The 17,205-nt window shown below is 45.6% G+C and carries 15 protein-coding genes and 1 tRNA gene; 8 read left to right on the forward strand and 8 right to left on the reverse strand.

Annotated features, from left to right (window positions below; translation table 11 throughout):
• Nucleotides 1-70: 70 nt before the first annotated feature.
• From C9J01_RS11585 to C9J01_RS11600, 4 genes are all read right to left on the reverse strand, one after another.
• Nucleotides 71-652 carry a NapC/NirT family cytochrome c gene (locus C9J01_RS11585; RefSeq protein WP_107298290.1) on the reverse strand — a complete coding sequence of 194 codons (582 nt, stop codon included), beginning with the start codon at nt 650-652 and terminating at the stop codon, nt 71-73.
• 12 nt (nt 653-664) lie between these two features.
• Nucleotides 665-1,123, reverse strand: a complete 459-nt coding sequence (locus C9J01_RS11590) for a nitrate reductase cytochrome c-type subunit (protein WP_107298291.1) — start codon at nt 1,121-1,123, stop codon at nt 665-667.
• Nucleotides 1,124-1,133: 10 nt separating this feature from the next.
• Nucleotides 1,134-3,626 (reverse strand): nitrate reductase catalytic subunit NapA, encoded by a 2,493-nt coding sequence (napA, locus tag C9J01_RS11595; RefSeq protein ID WP_107298292.1) that lies wholly within the window; start codon nt 3,624-3,626, stop codon nt 1,134-1,136.
• A gap of 66 nt (nt 3,627-3,692) precedes the next feature.
• Complete coding sequence (locus C9J01_RS11600) at nt 3,693-3,830, reverse strand: periplasmic nitrate reductase, NapE protein (protein ID WP_107298293.1); 138 nt, start codon at nt 3,828-3,830, stop codon at nt 3,693-3,695.
• 185 nt (nt 3,831-4,015) lie between these two features.
• On the opposite strand from C9J01_RS11600, the gene C9J01_RS11605 reads away from it, so the two are divergent.
• The gene (locus C9J01_RS11605; RefSeq protein WP_107298294.1) at nt 4,016-4,309 is read left to right on the forward strand and encodes a winged helix-turn-helix domain-containing protein; all 294 of its coding nucleotides are present in this window, start codon (nt 4,016-4,018) and stop codon (nt 4,307-4,309) included.
• Nucleotides 4,310-4,328: 19 nt separating this feature from the next.
• On the opposite strand, the gene C9J01_RS11610 is transcribed toward C9J01_RS11605, so the two are convergent.
• Nucleotides 4,329-4,682: a YajD family HNH nuclease gene (locus C9J01_RS11610; protein ID WP_039459615.1), complete on the reverse strand. Its 354-nt coding sequence runs from the start codon at nt 4,680-4,682 to the stop codon at nt 4,329-4,331.
• A 345-nt stretch (nt 4,683-5,027) separates the two neighbouring features.
• Between C9J01_RS11610 and C9J01_RS11615 the strand changes: the two genes are divergently transcribed.
• The 4 genes from C9J01_RS11615 to C9J01_RS11630 all read left to right on the forward strand — a co-directional run bounded on the left by C9J01_RS11615 (nt 5,028) and on the right by C9J01_RS11630 (nt 10,854).
• Nucleotides 5,028-5,687: a DUF2760 domain-containing protein gene (locus C9J01_RS11615; protein WP_107298295.1), complete on the forward strand. Its 660-nt coding sequence runs from the start codon at nt 5,028-5,030 to the stop codon at nt 5,685-5,687.
• Nucleotides 5,687-7,522 carry an Hsp70 family protein gene (locus tag C9J01_RS11620; RefSeq protein ID WP_158264535.1) on the forward strand — a complete coding sequence of 612 codons (1,836 nt, stop codon included), beginning with the start codon at nt 5,687-5,689 and terminating at the stop codon, nt 7,520-7,522. The genes C9J01_RS11615 and C9J01_RS11620 overlap by 1 nt, the downstream gene beginning before the upstream one ends.
• A gap of 184 nt (nt 7,523-7,706) precedes the next feature.
• A complete protein-coding gene (locus C9J01_RS11625; RefSeq protein WP_107298296.1) occupies nt 7,707-10,541 on the forward strand; it encodes an Hsp70 family protein in 2,835 nt (944 codons plus the stop codon).
• A 109-nt stretch (nt 10,542-10,650) separates the two neighbouring features.
• On the forward strand, nt 10,651-10,854 hold the full coding sequence (locus C9J01_RS11630; protein WP_107298297.1) for a helix-turn-helix domain-containing protein: 204 nt from the start codon (nt 10,651-10,653) through the stop codon (nt 10,852-10,854).
• An 82-nt stretch (nt 10,855-10,936) separates the two neighbouring features.
• Here C9J01_RS11630 and C9J01_RS11635 read toward each other — a convergent pair whose 3' ends face one another.
• The 3 genes from C9J01_RS11635 to C9J01_RS11645 form a co-directional block, all read right to left on the reverse strand.
• On the reverse strand, nt 10,937-11,782 hold the full coding sequence (locus tag C9J01_RS11635; RefSeq protein ID WP_107298298.1) for an ABC transporter: 846 nt from the start codon (nt 11,780-11,782) through the stop codon (nt 10,937-10,939).
• Nucleotides 11,779-12,633 (reverse strand): ABC transporter ATP-binding protein, encoded by an 855-nt coding sequence (locus C9J01_RS11640; RefSeq protein ID WP_107298299.1) that lies wholly within the window; start codon nt 12,631-12,633, stop codon nt 11,779-11,781. The genes C9J01_RS11635 and C9J01_RS11640 overlap by 4 nt, the downstream gene beginning before the upstream one ends.
• A 318-nt stretch (nt 12,634-12,951) precedes the next feature.
• Entirely contained in the window at nt 12,952-13,278 is a 327-nt protein-coding gene (locus C9J01_RS11645) for a hypothetical protein (RefSeq protein ID WP_107298300.1), read from the reverse strand.
• 920 nt (nt 13,279-14,198) lie between these two features.
• Here C9J01_RS11645 and C9J01_RS11650 point away from each other — a divergent pair.
• From C9J01_RS11650 to C9J01_RS11660, 3 genes are all read left to right on the forward strand, one after another.
• Nucleotides 14,199-14,275: transfer RNA gene (locus C9J01_RS11650), tRNA-Pro, on the forward strand.
• Between the two features lie 248 nt (nt 14,276-14,523).
• Nucleotides 14,524-15,201, forward strand: coding sequence for a SanA/YdcF family protein (locus C9J01_RS11655; protein ID WP_107298301.1), 678 nt, complete (start codon nt 14,524-14,526; stop codon nt 15,199-15,201).
• Between the two features lie 602 nt (nt 15,202-15,803).
• Nucleotides 15,804-17,174, forward strand: a complete 1,371-nt coding sequence (locus C9J01_RS11660) for an SLC13 family permease (protein WP_107298302.1) — start codon at nt 15,804-15,806, stop codon at nt 17,172-17,174.
• The last annotated feature ends 31 nt before the right edge of the window (nt 17,175-17,205 follow it).

The following is a 17,205-nucleotide window of genomic DNA, read 5'->3' on the forward strand; positions in this document are numbered from 1 at the left end:
AAAATGTCAATTTTGGCCGTTTAATTTTACTAATCAATCCTACACGCTATATCTATAACTAAATGCAGGCTTAAAACCCTTCAACACCTTTCATATCTGGTAGGCGATGAGCAATACCTTTATGACAGTCGATACAGGTTTTCGAACCATCAGCCAGTGAGCTTGAGTGTTGAACTGAGGCGCGTTGTGACTGCTGCGTAAAGTCCATATAGCTAAACTCATGACAGTTACGGCACTCAAGGGAGTCGTTTTTCTGCATCCTGGTCCATTCTCGCTCCGCCATATGCAAACGGCGGGCTTCGAATTTCTCTGGAGTAGAAATTGCCCCGGTTACCCAAGCCCAAACCTCTTTGGAGGCTTGCATCTTACGGGCCATTTTATCCGTCCAGTCATGTGGCACATGACAATCAGAACAAATCGCCCTAACCCCTGTACGGTTAGTGAAATGAATGGTTCCCTGTATCTCCTGATAGACATTATCCTCATGGCAACTAACACAGAATGGCTCTGAGTTAGTAAACTCCATCCCAGTATTAAACGCCCCCCAGAAAATCACCCCAGCGATAAAACCACCGAGTGTCAAAAAACCAAGACTAAAATACTTTGCCGGTGAACGGATTAGCGCCCACCATTTTTTCAACCATTGCCACATACGCTTCCTCCCTTACTTCTCTTGATCGAGCAGCGTATCGAGATCGGTAAATGAGGTACCAACCAATGGTTTAGCATCAGTCTGTACCACATGACACTGCTCGCAGAAGTAACGCCGTGGCGAGAGCTCTGCAAGGAAGTTACCGTCTCTATCCATATAGTGAGTGACACTGATCATTCTCGCCTGGGTTTCTTCCACTCGACTACGTGCGTGGCAGGCCATACATTTGTTCGCATTCAAATCAACTTGGTAATTATCGATCTTATGTGGGATCACCGGCGGCTGCATTGGGTAGTTTCGCTTAGGGATCCTATCGTCGTTAATGGTTTTGTTCATCATTGGCGGTTTAGGTTCACCGTTAAGAGCATGTTGCCGGGTCGTCGCTAGCTCATCTCCTCTAATCGCTTCAGTCGCCGCAATGACAACCCCTGTGGTAAACAACATCAAAAGCACAGCAAGTATTCTGTTCATGATTAACCTCCTATGCCTTTACCACTTTGACAGCACACTTTTTAAAGTCTGTCTGTTTGGAAAGCGGATCGGTTGCATCAAGTGTTACCTTGTTGATCAGCTGGCTAGAATCAAACCAAGGGACATACACCAAGCCTTTCGGTGGTTTATTTCTCCCCCTAGTTTCAACTCGGGTAATGATCTCCCCCCTTCGTGAGATCACTTTCACCGCATCACCGCGCCGCATGCCTCGTGCCTTTGCGTCATCTGGATGCATAAACACCTGGGCGTTCGGGTAAGATTTGTGTAGTTCAGGGACACGGCGGGTCATTGAGCCTGAATGCCAGTGCTCAAGTACACGACCAGTGGAAAGCCATAGATCGTATTCTTCATCCGGGCTTTCTGCAGGTGGCTCATAAGGCAGGGCAAAAATAACCGCCCGGCCATCAGGTTTACCATAAAACTCATAACCGCTACCCGGCTTGACGTAAGGGTCAGAACCTTCCTTGAATCGCCACAGGGTTTCCTTTCCATCTACAACCGGCCAACGTAACCCCCGTACTTCATGGTAAACCTCAAATGGCGCCAAATCATGGGCATGGCCACGGCCAAACTGGGCGTATTCTTCAAACAGCCCTTTCTGCAAGTAATAGCCGTATTGTGTTGATTCGTCGTTGCTGTGCCCTTCTGTGATATCTTCCAGTGGATACTGGTTGACTTGACCGTTGGCAAACAAGACGTCATATAACGTTTTGTCTTTGTAGTCTGGGTTCGCATCAAGCAGTTCTTTCGGCCACACTTCATCCGTTTTGAAGCGTTTAGAAAACTCAACCAATTGCCACAGGTCAGACATTGCCTCTCCCGGTGCATCGACCATCTTGTGCCACAGTTGGGTACGACGTTCTGCGTTACCGTATGCTCCCTCTTTTTCCACCCACATAGCGGTTGGCAAGATTAGATCGCCAGCCTGTGCCGTGGCTGTAGGATAAGCATCGGATACCACTATGAAATTGTCTGGATTACGGTAACCTGGCAGGATTTCTTCATTGATATTTGGTCCGGCCTGGAGGTTATTGTTAACCTGGATCCAATACGCATTGATCTTACTGTCTTTGAGCATCCGGGCTTGCAATACCGCATGTGCCCCGACTTTCTCAGGAATCGTGCCATCAGGCAGTTTCCAGATTTTTTCAGCGACTTTACGGTGTTCTGGGTTGTTCACCACCATATCAGCAGGCAGGCGGTGAGAGAAGGTACCGACTTCACGGGCCGTACCACATGCCGATGGCTGACCTGTCAGCGAGAATGGGCTATTGCCCGGAGTAGATATTTTACCGGTAAGCAGGTGGATGTTATAAACCAGGTTATTACACCATACCCCTCGGGTGTGCTGGTTAAAGCCCATAGTCCAGAAAGAGGTCACTCTAGTATCTGGGTCAGCATAGAGTTCAGCAAGTTCAATGAGTCGTTCAGGTTTCACACCAGACATCTCACTGGCTTTTTCAACCGTGTACTCCGAGACAAACTCTTTGAATTCCTCAAAGGTCATTGGGTCAGAGTCACCGCTGTCAGGGTTCTTGGCTTGTTGCTGAAGCGGATTTTCAGGGCGTAGTCCATACCCAATATCGGTTGCACCTCGGCGGAAGTTAACATGCTTGTCGACAAAGTCTTTATTCACTTTGTCGTTGGTGATGATGTAATTGGCAATGAAGTTGAGGATAGCCAAATCAGTTTGTGGTTCGAACACAATCGGAATGTCAGCCAACTCAAAACTGCGGTGTTCAAAAGTAGAGAGAACTGACACTTTCACATCGGGGTTAGACAGTCTGCGGTCCGTGACCCTCGTCCAGAGTATCGGGTGCATCTCTGCCATGTTTGAACCCCAGAGGACGAAAGCATCAGCTGATTCGATATCATCGTAACAACCCATTGGCTCATCAATACCAAAAGTACGCATGAAGCCTACTACGGCAGATGCCATACAGTGTCGAGCATTCGGGTCGATATTGTTTGAGCGGAACCCGGCTTTCATCAGCTTAGCAGCAGCGTAACCTTCATAGATTGTCCACTGTCCTGAGCCAAACATACCAATCGCTTCGGGCCCTTTTTCTTTCAACACCGCTTTCCATTTTTCGGTCATGATATCGAAAGCTTGATCCCAGCTAATCGGGGTGAAGTCGCCTTCTTTATCGTATTTCCCGTCTTTCATTCTCAGCAGGGGCTGAGTCAGGCGATCATCACCGTACATGATCTTCGATAGGAAATAGCCTTTCACACAATTGAGGCCGCGATTAACAGGCGATTTAATATCACCATGGGTGGCGACAACCTTGTCATCTTTTACACCCACATTTACCGAACACCCTACACCACAGAATCGACAAGGTGCTTTCTCCCAGGTGATCTGGGTTTTCGATGCATCCGTAACTACATTACTGGCTACAACCGGTATCGAAATACCTGCTGCTGCAGCTGCACTGGCCGCGGCCTGTGCTTTGATAAACTTACGCCGGGAACATTTCATTGCTTCCTCACTCAACTATTGCTTCACGGTAAAGACAATCACACAAGCTGTTGATTATTTTTATTACTAGCCTGTCACTACCTGTAAAAACCAAACAAAAAACCCATAGCCACCAACAACGGCAACAGCAAGAATGGGAAACAGTACAACGGTAATAAACAGAAAAGCCTTCAACTCAGAACGGTGCTGGTTAGCATCACTCATCTTATTCTCCAAATTTGATGGATACCTATAACTCTAGCTAGCTTCAGAGAAATTGATAACTTGATGAGATCAAAAACCTTAATTGAGAATGAGTCGTATTAGTTGAATCAAGATTTATTAGTGCAACGGTAATGGTTTTAATGCTAGTGTGATAGTTAAGAGGTTGTTTAGAAAGGAGTCATGGAGTGACTATCAGCAAAACCAAGTCTAGTTTTTATCGACGGCTTTATGTTGCCCACCTTATTGATTCAGGTATAGCAACGGTGCCGGGCATTTTGGAGTATACCGGCATGCCACGAAGGACCGCGCAAGATACCATCAAAAGCTTGGCTGATCTTGATATCGTTTGTACCTTCAAACAAACGAAAGGCGAACGTAACCGGAGTGGAAAGTATGAAATAGAGGATTGGGGGGCGATCAACAAAACGTGGATCGCCGAAAATATTGCAGATATAAAAGGGGTACTCAATTACCCTTGATCCCTGCTTACCTTGTTGGTTACTTTTTCTTTTCCATCATTGCTTTGAGATCAGCAAAAGGATTGAATGTCGCAGCTTGGTGATCATCTTCACCCGCTTTAACTACACTGCCCATCTGGTTGTCGTGCTCAGTGTATTTTTCGTGCTCATGATCATGGCAGAACAAACAGAGTAGTTCCCAGTTGCTGCCATCTTCAGGGTTATTCGTGTGGTCATGGTCAACATGGTGGACCGTCAACTCTCTTAGGTTTGAATAGACAAACTCACGGGCACAACGACCACAAACCCAAGGAAATAGTTTCAGCGCTTTTTCACGGTAGCCTTGCTCTTTACGAGCATACGCTGCACTGGTTCCATAAAAATCAGAAGACATTCTCTCACCTAAGATTGATAGATTTCGGCGCTAGTCTACCGAAAATTCGCTTGAGGCGCTGCTAAACAATAGCAAATTCATGAATAGTCTCACTGAATGAAACACTCAGGCGACAAAATGGCAGCTATGTTTATGCAAAAAGCAGCGCAAAAACAGTGTATCATTTTATAAACGACCAAATGACAGAGCAATGTAAACCTTATTTGGTGTTAAATTAAGCGATAAGGTAGCTAAATGCTTAATAGAGGGCAAAAAAATACCCCCCTTAGATGTATTGCACCTTGATTATGATAATATTCGCCCTAATTTGTGAATTAAACTCTCACTTTATAGAGAAGACGACATATGGCTTTTGATTTTTCTGAATTAACTGTGGACTTATCGGCAATGCCGACAACGATTGATATGGGACATGCTTGGTTGGGCGGTTTGTTGCTCGTCATGCTGGTACTTTATATCTCGAAGAAAGGTAAACCTGTCGAAGTCGAGAAAGTTGTTGAGAAAGAAGTCGAGAAAATCGTTGAGGTTGAAAAACCTGTCGAGAAAATCATCGAGGTCGAAAAAGTTGTCGAAGTTGAAAAGGTAGTCGAGAAGATTGTCGAAGTTGAGCCTAAGCTAAAAACTTCTACACCTGACGCGGCACTGCAACTTCTATCACTGCTTCAACAAGAAGCACGTTTTATCGACTTCATGCAAGAAGACCTTAAAGGTTTCAGCGATGCTGAAATCGGCGCTGCTGCCCGCGTCATTCACGAAGGCGGCCAGAAAGTGCTATCAGAATACTTCAGCTTTGCCCCAGTACGTGCCGAAGAAGAAGAAACACGTATTACATTACCAAAAGGCTTTAACGCTTCTGAAGTGCGCCTAACAGGTAATGTCGTTGGCGAAGCACCATTTACCGGAACCCTAATCCACCGCGGCTGGAAAGTGACTGACATTAAACTGCCTAAACTGGCAGAAGGTCACGATGCGAAAATTGTTGCCGCCGCTGAGGTAGAACTGTGATGCAAGAAATTCAAGAACACCGTTACAGTGTTGGTATCGACTTAGGTACCACCCACTGCGTATTATCTTATGTAGATTTGCAAGACGAAGACGCCAGCGTCAACGTTATGCCAATTGCCCAGCTAACGACGCCGGGCAACGTTGAAGAAAAGAGCCAACTGCCTTCTTTCATGTATCAGGCCCATGAGTCTGAACTTGCGGAAGGTGATACTGCCCTACCTTGGTCTGCGCAGCCAAACGCGATTGTTGGTGCTATGGCTCGTAACCTAGGTAGCAAAACCCCGATTCGTTTGATTGCTAGTGCAAAAAGCTGGCTATGCCATGGTGGTGTCAACCGCCGTGATGCCTTCCTGCCATTGAACAGCCCTGACGAAGTCACCAAGGCTTCACCGCTAGAGGCGACCCGTCAATACCTTGCCCACCTAGCAGAAGCTTGGAACCACCAACACCCTGAAACGCCGCTTTTTGATCAGGACGTAACAATTACCGTTCCTGCATCCTTTGACCCTGCAGCTCGTGATCTTACGGCTGAGGCGGCACGAGAAGTTGGCTTCAAGCACATGACACTGCTGGAAGAGCCGCAAGCGGCCGTATACAGCTGGTTGAGAAACAACGACGATACATGGCGTGATCAGGTCACTGTCGGCGATGTGATCTTGGTGGTTGATATCGGTGGTGGTACGACTGACCTTTCATTGGTTGCTGTAACCGAGGAAGAAGGTAACCTGACACTTAACCGCGTTGCTGTTGGTGACCATATCCTGCTTGGCGGCGACAACATGGACCTTGCTTTGGCCTACCGCTTGAAGATGAAGCTTGCACAAGAAGGCAAGCAGCTTCAACCTTGGCAGATCCAAGCCATCACACACGCTTGCCGTGATGCTAAAGAAGCACTGCTAAGCGATGCTGAGCTTCAGGCTGTGCCGATTGTTGTCCCAAGCCGTGGCTCTAAACTGCTTGGCGGCACTCTGCAAACTGAGCTTACTCAGGAAGAAGTTCAGCAGACGCTGGTTGAAGGTTTCTTCCCTCGCAACACTGTTGAGCAGCACCCTGTCGAGATGCAGCGTGGTGCATTGACCCAAATGGGCCTGCCATACGCTCAAGATGCTGCGGTTTCTCGCCATGTTGCTGGCTTCCTAAGCCGTCAGTCTTCGGCTGTCGATGAGCTATTCGAGAAATACGACCAGCTTCACGAAGGCTTTATCCGCCCTACAGCTATCCTGTTCAACGGTGGTGTGCTGAAATCAGATCTACTGTCTGAGCGTCTGCTTTCTATCATCAATAGCTGGCTGACAACAGCAGGTAGCCCTGAAGCAAAACTTCTTGAAGGTCTGGATCTCGATCTTGCTGTTGCAAGCGGTGCGTCTTACTACGGCTCTGTGCGTAAAGGCAAAGGCGTACGTATTCGTGGCGGTATCGCAAGTAGCTACTACGTCGGTATCGAGAGCGCTATGCCTGCAATCCCAGGTATGGAACCACCACTAGAAGCACTCTGTGTTGCCCCATTCGGTATGGAAGAAGGAACCCACGCCGACGTACCTAGCCGTGAGTTCGGCCTGGTCATTGGCCAACCTGTTCAGTTCAAGTTCTTCGGTTCAACAGTGCGCCGTGATGACCCAGCAGGTACTCACCTTGACTGGTGGCAACCAGAAGAACTAGAGGAACTTCCTGCTATTCAGGTCACTCTACCTGTATCTGATGGCCGCACTGCAGGCGAAATCGTTCCAGTTCGCCTGGCCTCTCGTGTCACTGAGCTTGGCAGCCTTTGCCTTGAAGCGATTCCGACCGATGGCGGTCAGAAGTGGCAAGTCGAATTCGACGTTCGCGAGAAATAACACTTTGTTATCTAAAACGGCGCCTCAGGGCGCCGTTTTTATTTGCGTTTAGATAGGACATTTTCTTTTTTTGAAATCAAAGATTTGATCATAAAGATAGCACCTTCATTAATGCACTCAATCCCCTTTTGGGATACTATCGAAAACCTTAAAAAGTATTAAAACAACACGTCTGGAGTGATGCATGACTTCTCCTCGCTACCTTGTCGGTATTGATCTCGGTACAACACACACCGTTGTCGCCTACACACCGATTTCAGATAACCTAGAATCAAGCCCAATACAGATTTTTGAAATCGACCAGCTTATCGCCCCGGGTGAGGTTGCACGTAAACCACTTCTTCCTTCATTTCGCTATCACCCAGCCGAAGGCGAAATTGATCCCGCTTTAATGGTGCTACCTTGGGATATCGAACCTGTCGCAGGGGATATTCAACATGCGATTATCGGTGAGCTCGCAAGGGAAATGGGCGCAAAGGTGGAAGGCCGGCAAGTCGTCAGTGCCAAAAGCTGGTTATCACACACCGGCGTTGACAGAACCGAGGCCATCCTTCCTTGGTCGTCCAATGCAAGTGTCGAAAAAGTCTCTCCTGTTATCGCAAGTGCCAGCTACTTAAACCATGTTCGTCAGGCATGGGATTACCATCACCCTAGTGACAAACTCAAAGATCAGGAAGTCGTGATCACAGTTCCTGCTTCTTTTGATGAGGGAGCAAGGGCGCTAACGCTAGAAGCGGCGAAACTGGCTGGCTTTGGCAATATTCTACTATTGGAAGAGCCTCAAGCTGTCTGTTATGACTGGTACGCCAAACACAAAGATAACGCCGAAGATATCCTCAAAGATATTCCATTACTCATGGTCTGCGATGTAGGTGGTGGTACGACCGACCTTAGCCTGATCAAAGTCGGTACCAAGGATGAAAAGCTCACTCTTGACCGAATTGGTGTTGGTGACCACCTAATGCTAGGGGGTGATAACATTGACCTTGCCCTCGCCCACCTTGCCGAGCAACGCCTGCATGGCGGTAGCAAAAAGTTAAGTGCCTCTGGTCTTTCGAAGCTGATTCAACAGACACGCAAGGTTAAAGAACAATTGCTGTCAGGTAACGCTCCTGATACGGCCAAAGTCACTATGCTGGGCAGTGGTTCGCGGTTAATCGGCGGGTCGAAAAGCATTGATATGACTCGCGATGAAGTCCATCAAATCGCCCTTGATGGCTTCTTCCCCCAAACTGACTTCAGTGACCAACCAAGCCACCGTCAGGCTGCAGTGATTGAGTTCGGTCTTCCATATGCAGCCGACCCAGCTATCAGCAAACACCTAGCCCAATTCATTAGCCTGCATGATTCAGTCTGTCGTGAGTCCCTAAAAGGCAGTTCACAAGCACCGCAAGACGACCAACCAGCCATTCCGGTAGCAGTATTGCTTAACGGTGGTGTCTTCAACAGCCCGCTGCTATCTAATCGAGTGCTTGATACTTTCTCTAACTGGAAAGGTGACAGCGTCACCCAGCTTGATAATCCGCATCCAGACCTTGCTGTCGCCTATGGCGCAGTCGCTTACGCCAAAGCTCGTCACGGTGCCCAACTTAAGATTGGCGGCGGCTCTGCCCGTTCATTCTTCTTGGTACTTGAAAATAAAAAGCGCCAGAAGCAAGGCCTCTGCCTATTACCTAAAGGCATTGATGAAAGCACTGAAATTCGCCTGAAAGACCGCAAATTTGCACTAACACTAGGTGAGCCCGTTAGGTTTAACCTTGTGTCATCTACCGATGACAGTCACACACAAGCAGGTGAAATATTCACGGTTGATGAGGAGAGTTTCGTATCGTTGCCACCATTTATTGCAACGCTTGACAGTGATCGTGATCGGGCAGAGCTTGCAGCTAACCAAAAAGATCGCGAAGAAGTCACCCTCGCCTGTCAACTGACAGAAGTGGGTACACTGCAACTAGAGTGCGTGAGCATCCATGATGACAACAAACGCTGGAAAGTAGAATTTGCCATCCGTAAGGATTTAGCAAAACTCAGCCGTGAGGGCGACGACTCTACCCTTGCGCAATCTGCCTTACCAGCACGCATGGATGATGCGATTTCGCTAGTGAAACAAGCTTACGGCGGCAGTACCAAGAACAATGATCCGAAAACCATCAAGACCCTCCGTAACCAGTTAGAGAAAACCCTCGGCAAACGTGACGATTGGGAAACCCCGTGCCTCAGAGAACTCGCCAATGCATTGCTAGAAAGCAAGAAAAGGCGTCGCCGCTCTGATCTCCACGAGCGGAACTGGTTGAAACTGACCGGCTTTACCATGCGCCCGGGCTTTGGCTACCCATCTGATGAATGGCGAATGGAGCAAATCTGGCAGTTGTACCAACATGGCGTCCAATCAAACACTAGTGCTCAGACATGGAGTGATTGGTGGACGTTCTGGCGCCGGGTATCAGGCGGGCTAAGCCAAGAGCAGCAACTTGTTATCTACAAAGACATCGCGAAGTACATCAACCCTACGGCAAGCCGTAACAGCAAACTTGCCAAAGAGATGCAAGAGCGAAGCTATGAAGATATGGTTCGCTTGGCGGCTAGCCTTGAAAACCTGCCGTTTGACAAAAAACTTCAGCTAATCGAATGGATTTTTGGCCGCCTACAAAAAACCCAGTACTCGCAGGCACATTGGTGGGCGATTGGCCGTATTGCCACACGCAGTCCGTTTTATGGTAGTGCTCACAATTTGCTCACCCCGCAGCATGTTGCCTACTGCTTGCCGGAGCTTATGGACTTCGACTGGCGTAAAGACTCGAACATCGCTTTTGCCGCAGTAATGATGTGCCGGATGACTGGAGACCGCACTTTGGACATCGATGAAAAGAATCGAAATGACGTAATTTCGAAGCTAAAATCGAGCAAAGCGCCAGAAAGTTGGATAGAAATGGTATCGAGCGTCAAAGTGCTGACGGAGAGTGAAACTAAGCGCGTATTCGGTGATGCACTACCAACAGGATTACGCTTAATCGATTAAGGTTCTGTTAGGGTTCAGCTGGTAATCTCATCAATCATAAATGAGAACTAACTTTTCTTCCTTAGAGATTTCCTCTGGGAATGTTTTTTGCCTAGCGAGTACACAACACATGAACCGTTCACAATATAAAATTATTGCACAACGCATCTTCAAATCTGAAAACCAGCGTATTGCTGTTGAAGCTGTGATTTTCGAAGGCCTATCTAGCTATGAAGCAGAGAAGCGTTTCGATGTGCCTAAAGGTACCCTTTCACGCAACGTACGTAAGTACAAGCGTGAGGTAGAGTACCTAAACACTGTTGTAGCGGCATAGTTAAACCCGCTCGAATCCATAATTAAAAAAACGGAGAATGACAACATTCTCCGTTTTTTTATATCTGAGGGTAGTACTTGGACTACATCATCCTTAGCATATCATCCCGCCCTCTCAGCCAGCAGCTCATCAAGAACAAACCCACTCCAACCAACAACATAACCAGATGGGAAAAAACACCGAAACCAGCAAAAACGCTCAAGGCAGACGATCCCGTCAAAATTGAGAACGGTAAGCCATAAATCTCTGAAAGCACATTGCCGACTTCGCTTGAGCCTGTCGCCTGAAACATCGCAATTTTAAATAAGATCACCACTAAAATCGCTGCAAGAAGTGGGTAGCGAGTAAGCTGTGACAGTGCCATAAACCCTGCGCCAAGGGGAAACAACGCAATACTCATTAATCCCAACCGACCTAGAAACTCAAACCAATGAGAAACTAAATTGGCAAAAGAAATCCCCCAACTCGCCATCAGGTCTTGAGTTAACCAAATGGTTGCCATTATCCAGATAATAAAATCGGCGGCCAGCATCAAGATAGATGCAATCAACGGGATGACTATTAGGGCAAAAACCATTTTGGCCGCTACGGCCTGATAATCTGAAACCGGCATTGAACGCCAAAACAGCAAGCTTCCCTCTTGCTTTTCTTTGCGTAGTGTTTTGGGTACGTATATAAAAAACAAAACTAAGTAGACAACACCAGCCACAACTTCATTTAGTTTGCCGATAAGGCCCGCAAATGTTCCTTGAGCAATCCCCCAATCAATGATCCCTTGCCCACTTGATTGAACGGAGAATGAGACATTGTCTCCTTGCATGACAAAAACAAAATTGATAATGGCAAAAGCCAGCAATAAAAGCGGAAGCCGAACGACAATACGGTGTTCAATCAGCTCTTTTTCCAGCAGAGTAAACCAAGCTCTCATGCTTCCTCCTGCTGCAGCGCAATAAACACTTCGGACATGGAAGGCTCGCTGACCTCGCCTAACGCTACAAGCTTATCTGCTTTAACATTTTCATATATATACATAGATTCTTTTACCCCTTGCTGAATATATAGGGGCCTTGCAGCTTCAGCTTGGCGCTTGTTTTCTTCTATTACACAGACCTTTTGAAAACGGCCCATTATCTCTTCAACCGTACCAGCAGCTACTGATTTCCCTTTCTTTAAAATCAGCAAGTCTGTCAGTAGATGAGCGACTTCTTCAATTTCATGGCTGGCAATAACCATTGAACGCTCACCTTGCTTCAGCCAGTCCATCAACTGATTATAGAAGCGCTCTCTGAACATCAAATCCAGACCTAACGTAGGTTCGTCCAATATCAACAAACGGACATCAGCAGACATAACTAAAGCTAAATGGAGTTGTACCTTCATTCCCTTTGAAAGGCGGCCAATCTTAGTCGATGACTTAATGTCGGTTTGAGATAAATATTTTTCTGCTAAAGCAAGATCGAAATTAGGGTGTACACCAGCACTATATTTAATTATCTGTTTTACTGTCATCCACTCTGGAAGAACAGCAACATCGGAGAGATAGGCCAAGTCACGTACTACTTTAACGCGCTCTTTCCTTGGCTCGAGACCAAAAACACTTAATGCTCCATCGTAGTCATGAGCACCGAGTAAACATTTAATTAGCGATGACTTACCAGCACCATTATGGCCGAGGATACCTAACACCTGCCCCGGTTGAATGGTAAGATTAATGCCCATTAACGCTCGAAACTTACCGTAACTTTTTCCAAGCTGTTGCGCTTCTACCAACGTATCCACTATTTAACCTTTTCAGCTAATGTTATTTCTTACATAAGCATACTATCAGGAACACATTCGCCCTAATACCGTTAATGTGGATACGAGTATATGTATTTAGAGACAATGCACGCTGTGTAGTAACAGTGTGCATATAATATAAAGAAAGAAATGTGCCAATTGATTGATTGACACATTTAAGAGGCATATAAGGGGTTACTCTAAGTCAAATAGAGTAAAAGTTCTGAAGCTAGGATGTTCAGAAGACTTTAAATTAGCTTAACCACACTCTACCGAATGCTGGCTAATATCTACAATTAACAGTTAGAAGCGCGATTGTTATTCTTCGAATTGATCAACCAAATCTTCAGGAACGACACCATCTTTTTCCATAAGGGCCAAGATTTCCATCATTCTTACCTGGCGGGCTTCTTCTTTAAACTCATGAAGAACAGCAATAAGGTTGTTAATTTTGTGTAGAGGCATGCGTTTAATCACAGCCTTTTGGCGACCCGGTACTTCATCAGCAAAATCAATCAGTACTTGGCGGTAGTCAACACGCTCTTCTTTTACGACACCGGTTTTTGTATCAACTTTAACGGTTTTCGCTTCAACACTATTAAGCATTGCTGATAAAGCTTTTTCAGCAGCTGCAAAGTTATCCATCAATATTACCTCTTAAACTGAATATCAAGCAGAGTGATCACAAGCAATTATATGAGCTTTTTCGTGATGTCATGATGATACGCAAATAACATTCTAAAATATTGTACCTTGCATCAAGGCAAGAGAATTCTTGTCATATTGAACCACATCCAATGCAGCACAGAAGTTGTTAGAAGCAATGAGTGGCAATAGTTAAGGAACTACTAAGGGTAGATGCGCTGATAATACCTCTTGTTAGAATCCTTGTGAACATAAATTTAAGGAAATTATCAAATATTCAGCAATCAGAAGGGTTTGATTGCATATTGTCATTGTGGACTAGGGTGAACACTTTAGCAAATTGATTCGTCACAACTAATTCATGAACCTTTGAGCAACAGGCCCAATCAAACGGCAAAACAAAATTCCCAAGTAAGAAACAATAACTTTCAATATCTTAGCTTGTACTTCAATTCCCTACTTTGGGATCACACTTTTCTACTATCACTTTGTTGAGACCTTAACGATAACGTTTGGTTTCAGGTTATTCAGGGTTTTATTGTCCTGCACTTCAGTCATTACGCAAAAAAAAGCATCCAGGCAATATCCTTATCTCCCCTTCACAGCACTACGTTATCAAAGCATGAATAAGCCTAACGGAAAATGGCTTCAAGTTAGCATCGAAAACGCTAACCCATCGATATACCGAGTGAAGCTATCGCAAGAATGCTGGCACCAGGTCCAACCACTAGCCCTTTTCTAGTAATTGTCCGTCTCGTGTAACAATAAAGGATTGATTACTTTTAAATCAGATAGATAGTTTTATCACGAATAATGAGAGGCAGGTTTTATTTTGGATTAACCGCCTATTGCATTCTTTCCTTTGTATTGTAGAATTTAAAACGATTCTCAGCTAAAGCAATGAATATAAAGCCTTTTGGCGGACATTAGCGCAGTTTGGTAGCGCACTACTCTGGGGGAGTAGGGGTCGCTGGTTCAAATCCAGTATGTCCGACCAAAAGGCTTTTGTTTTTCCCGCCATCTGACCCACAGCACCCTTGCAAGCGTAATCATTATATTAGGCGCGTATTTGACGCTGATTTTACACAACAGACTCAATCGATTAGGTTAAACTACTGAAACGCAGAATCGTATTTTTTCGCTATTAGCAACACAAGGGAATTAGTCGCACATGTACTATCTTGACAGCCAGAGAGGCATTTTTTCTCTGGCCGCATTTTCAGCCAAGTCAGATGCCGAGACGTTATGAAGATATTGAATATCATACGTTTCAGTGCAATAGGCTGTATTCTCGTCATCTCAAGCATATTATTGATCGACAGATGGTTCTCCGATCAGGCTTCATCTCGTATTTTTGACAACACGCAGGCCACCCCTGCCCGATCTATTGGTTTAGTCTTAGGGACAAGTAAATACATTGCGAAATCCCTTAACCCCTACTACCAGTATCGAATCGATGCCGCTTTGCAGCTTTATCAAGAAGGGAAAGTCAATATCTTGCTGCTAAGTGGTGATAATGCCCATCGTTCCTACAATGAACCATGGACGATGAAACGTGACTTGTTGAGGTCTGGCATACCAGAGCAAGACATTGTGTTGGATTATGCCGGTTTTCGAACCCTCGATTCAGTAGTAAGGGCTAAGAGTGTTTTTGATGCTAACCACTTTGTCATCATTACTCAGCGCTTTCACTGTGAGCGGGCCCTCTTCATTGCAGACCGAAATCAAATTGATGCGATTTGCCTTTCTGTCCCTGAGCCAAAAGGCTTAGCCGGGCTTAAAATACGAACCCGTGAAGTGCTTGCTAGGATCAAAGCGCTTATCGATGTGTATATCCTTGATATGAAGCCTAAATTTGCAGGCCCGAAAGAGCCGATTGAAAAAGAGCCCATTGAGTTAGAAGGTCCGAACCTCCCTACTTGACGCTCAATACTTCTCTTAATAAAAATACATACCCAGTCATGCGCTGGGTATGTATTTTTATCACATCATGATTGAGCTTTCTCTTATTTCAAAGTAGAAGTGCCATTAGTTATAACCTGGCTTGCTTTGGATAAACTCCCAAATGACTTAATAAATTTTGCTCTTACATTACGAACATGTACCTGTGCATCCTGCCTTATACGCTTCCTGGTTCCTTCCTGTTTCATACTTCCTGCCAACAATTAATAATCAAAACTATATCACTGGCGCTTATGATACCTTTAGCATAAAGACAGGCAACAAGCATAAACGAGAACACGCAATCTATGAGAGCGATATCACAATGATTGATACCAAAAAGTAAAAAGCCAATTCAGCGATATTTGTATGATATTTATTAATAAAAATCAGAAATAAAAATGGGTACTTTTCTACACATTCCCACTTAATAACCTCACAATTCATTCAATCAAATCGTCAAACGACCAACAATTAGACACACAGGCATTAACAAAATCAAAACAGTTGATAACATTCATCTCGAGTCACCTTAGTGCAAAAGATTGCATGTGATAACTATAATCAGATGAAAGGAAACAACTATGACAGCCTTGACTATGACACTACGCAAGTGGCTGTTTGACCGGAACAGTATTATTCTGCTGGCAGACATCGCCCTCTTTACCCTACTATTAAATACCTTACCTTTTGAAAAAGAAGTGGTTGTTGGTCTTAGTATTCTTGCTTTCGTTGCAGTACTTTGGCTGACAGAAGCACTGCATGTCAGCATTACTGCGATTTTGGTCCCCATCCTTGCCGTCGGCTTTGATATTTTCCCAACGCCCGCAGCGCTGAGTAATTTTGCCAACCCTATCATCTTCCTCTTCCTTGGCGGCTTTGCACTTGCTGCGGCGCTGCACAAACAAGAGCTAGATAAAGCCATAGCTGATAAGGTGCTACTCATCGCTCAAGGCCGTATGTCGGTTGCTGTATTTATGTTATTTGGTGTTTCAGCAGCCCTTTCAATGTGGATCAGTAACACGGCGACAACCGCAATGATGCTTCCGCTGGTACTTGGTGTACTAAATAAAGTTAACGCTAAGAGCGAACGCAGTACTTATGTCTTCGTACTACTTGGTATTGCCTACTGTGCAAGTATCGGTGGTATCGCAACAGTTGTTGGTAGCCCCCCTAATGCTATTGCAGCAGCAGAGGTTGGCTTGAGCTTCACTGAGTGGATGGCGTTCGGTCTACCTGTCTCGATTGTATTGTTACCGATTACCGTTGCTCTGCTTTACTTCATCCTGAAACCAAACCTTAAACATACCTTCGAATTAGACCACAAACCTGTTGAATGGAATAACAGTAAACTTGCCACTCTAATTATCTTCGGTATCACGGTTATGCTGTGGATCTTCAGCAAGCCAATCAATGGCATGTTGGGTGGCTTCAAGAACTTCGACACCTTGGTTGCCCTGTCAGCTATCGTTATGCTGGGTGCATCTCGCGTAGTTCAATGGAAAGATATTGAAAAATCAACAGATTGGGGTGTGTTACTACTGTTCGGTGGTGGTATCTGTCTAAGTAACGTATTAAAAGCGACAGGCACCAGTGTATTCCTAGCGCACAGCTTGAGTGGCTTCCTTGAGCAAGCAGGTCTGTTCTTTACCATCTTGGTTATCGCAGGTTTCGTAGTATTCCTGACTGAATTTGCGAGTAACACAGCGAGTGCGGCACTACTAGTTCCTGTCTTTGCGACTGTTGCAGAAGCACTTGGCGTATCCCCAGTTATTCTGTCAGCGCTAATTGCCGTTGCTGCTTCTTGCGCATTCATGTTACCGGTTGCGACACCACCTAACGCCATCGTGTTTGGCTCAGGTCACATCAAGCAATCTGACATGATGAAAGTCGGTATTTACTTGAACATTCTTTGTATTGCGGCCCTATCAGCACTTGCATATCTGTTCTGGTAATCACTAGCCGTTCAAGTATTCAAAATCAAAA

Source organism: Photobacterium rosenbergii, from assembly GCF_003026455.1.
GTDB lineage: Bacteria > Pseudomonadota > Gammaproteobacteria > Enterobacterales > Vibrionaceae > Photobacterium > Photobacterium rosenbergii.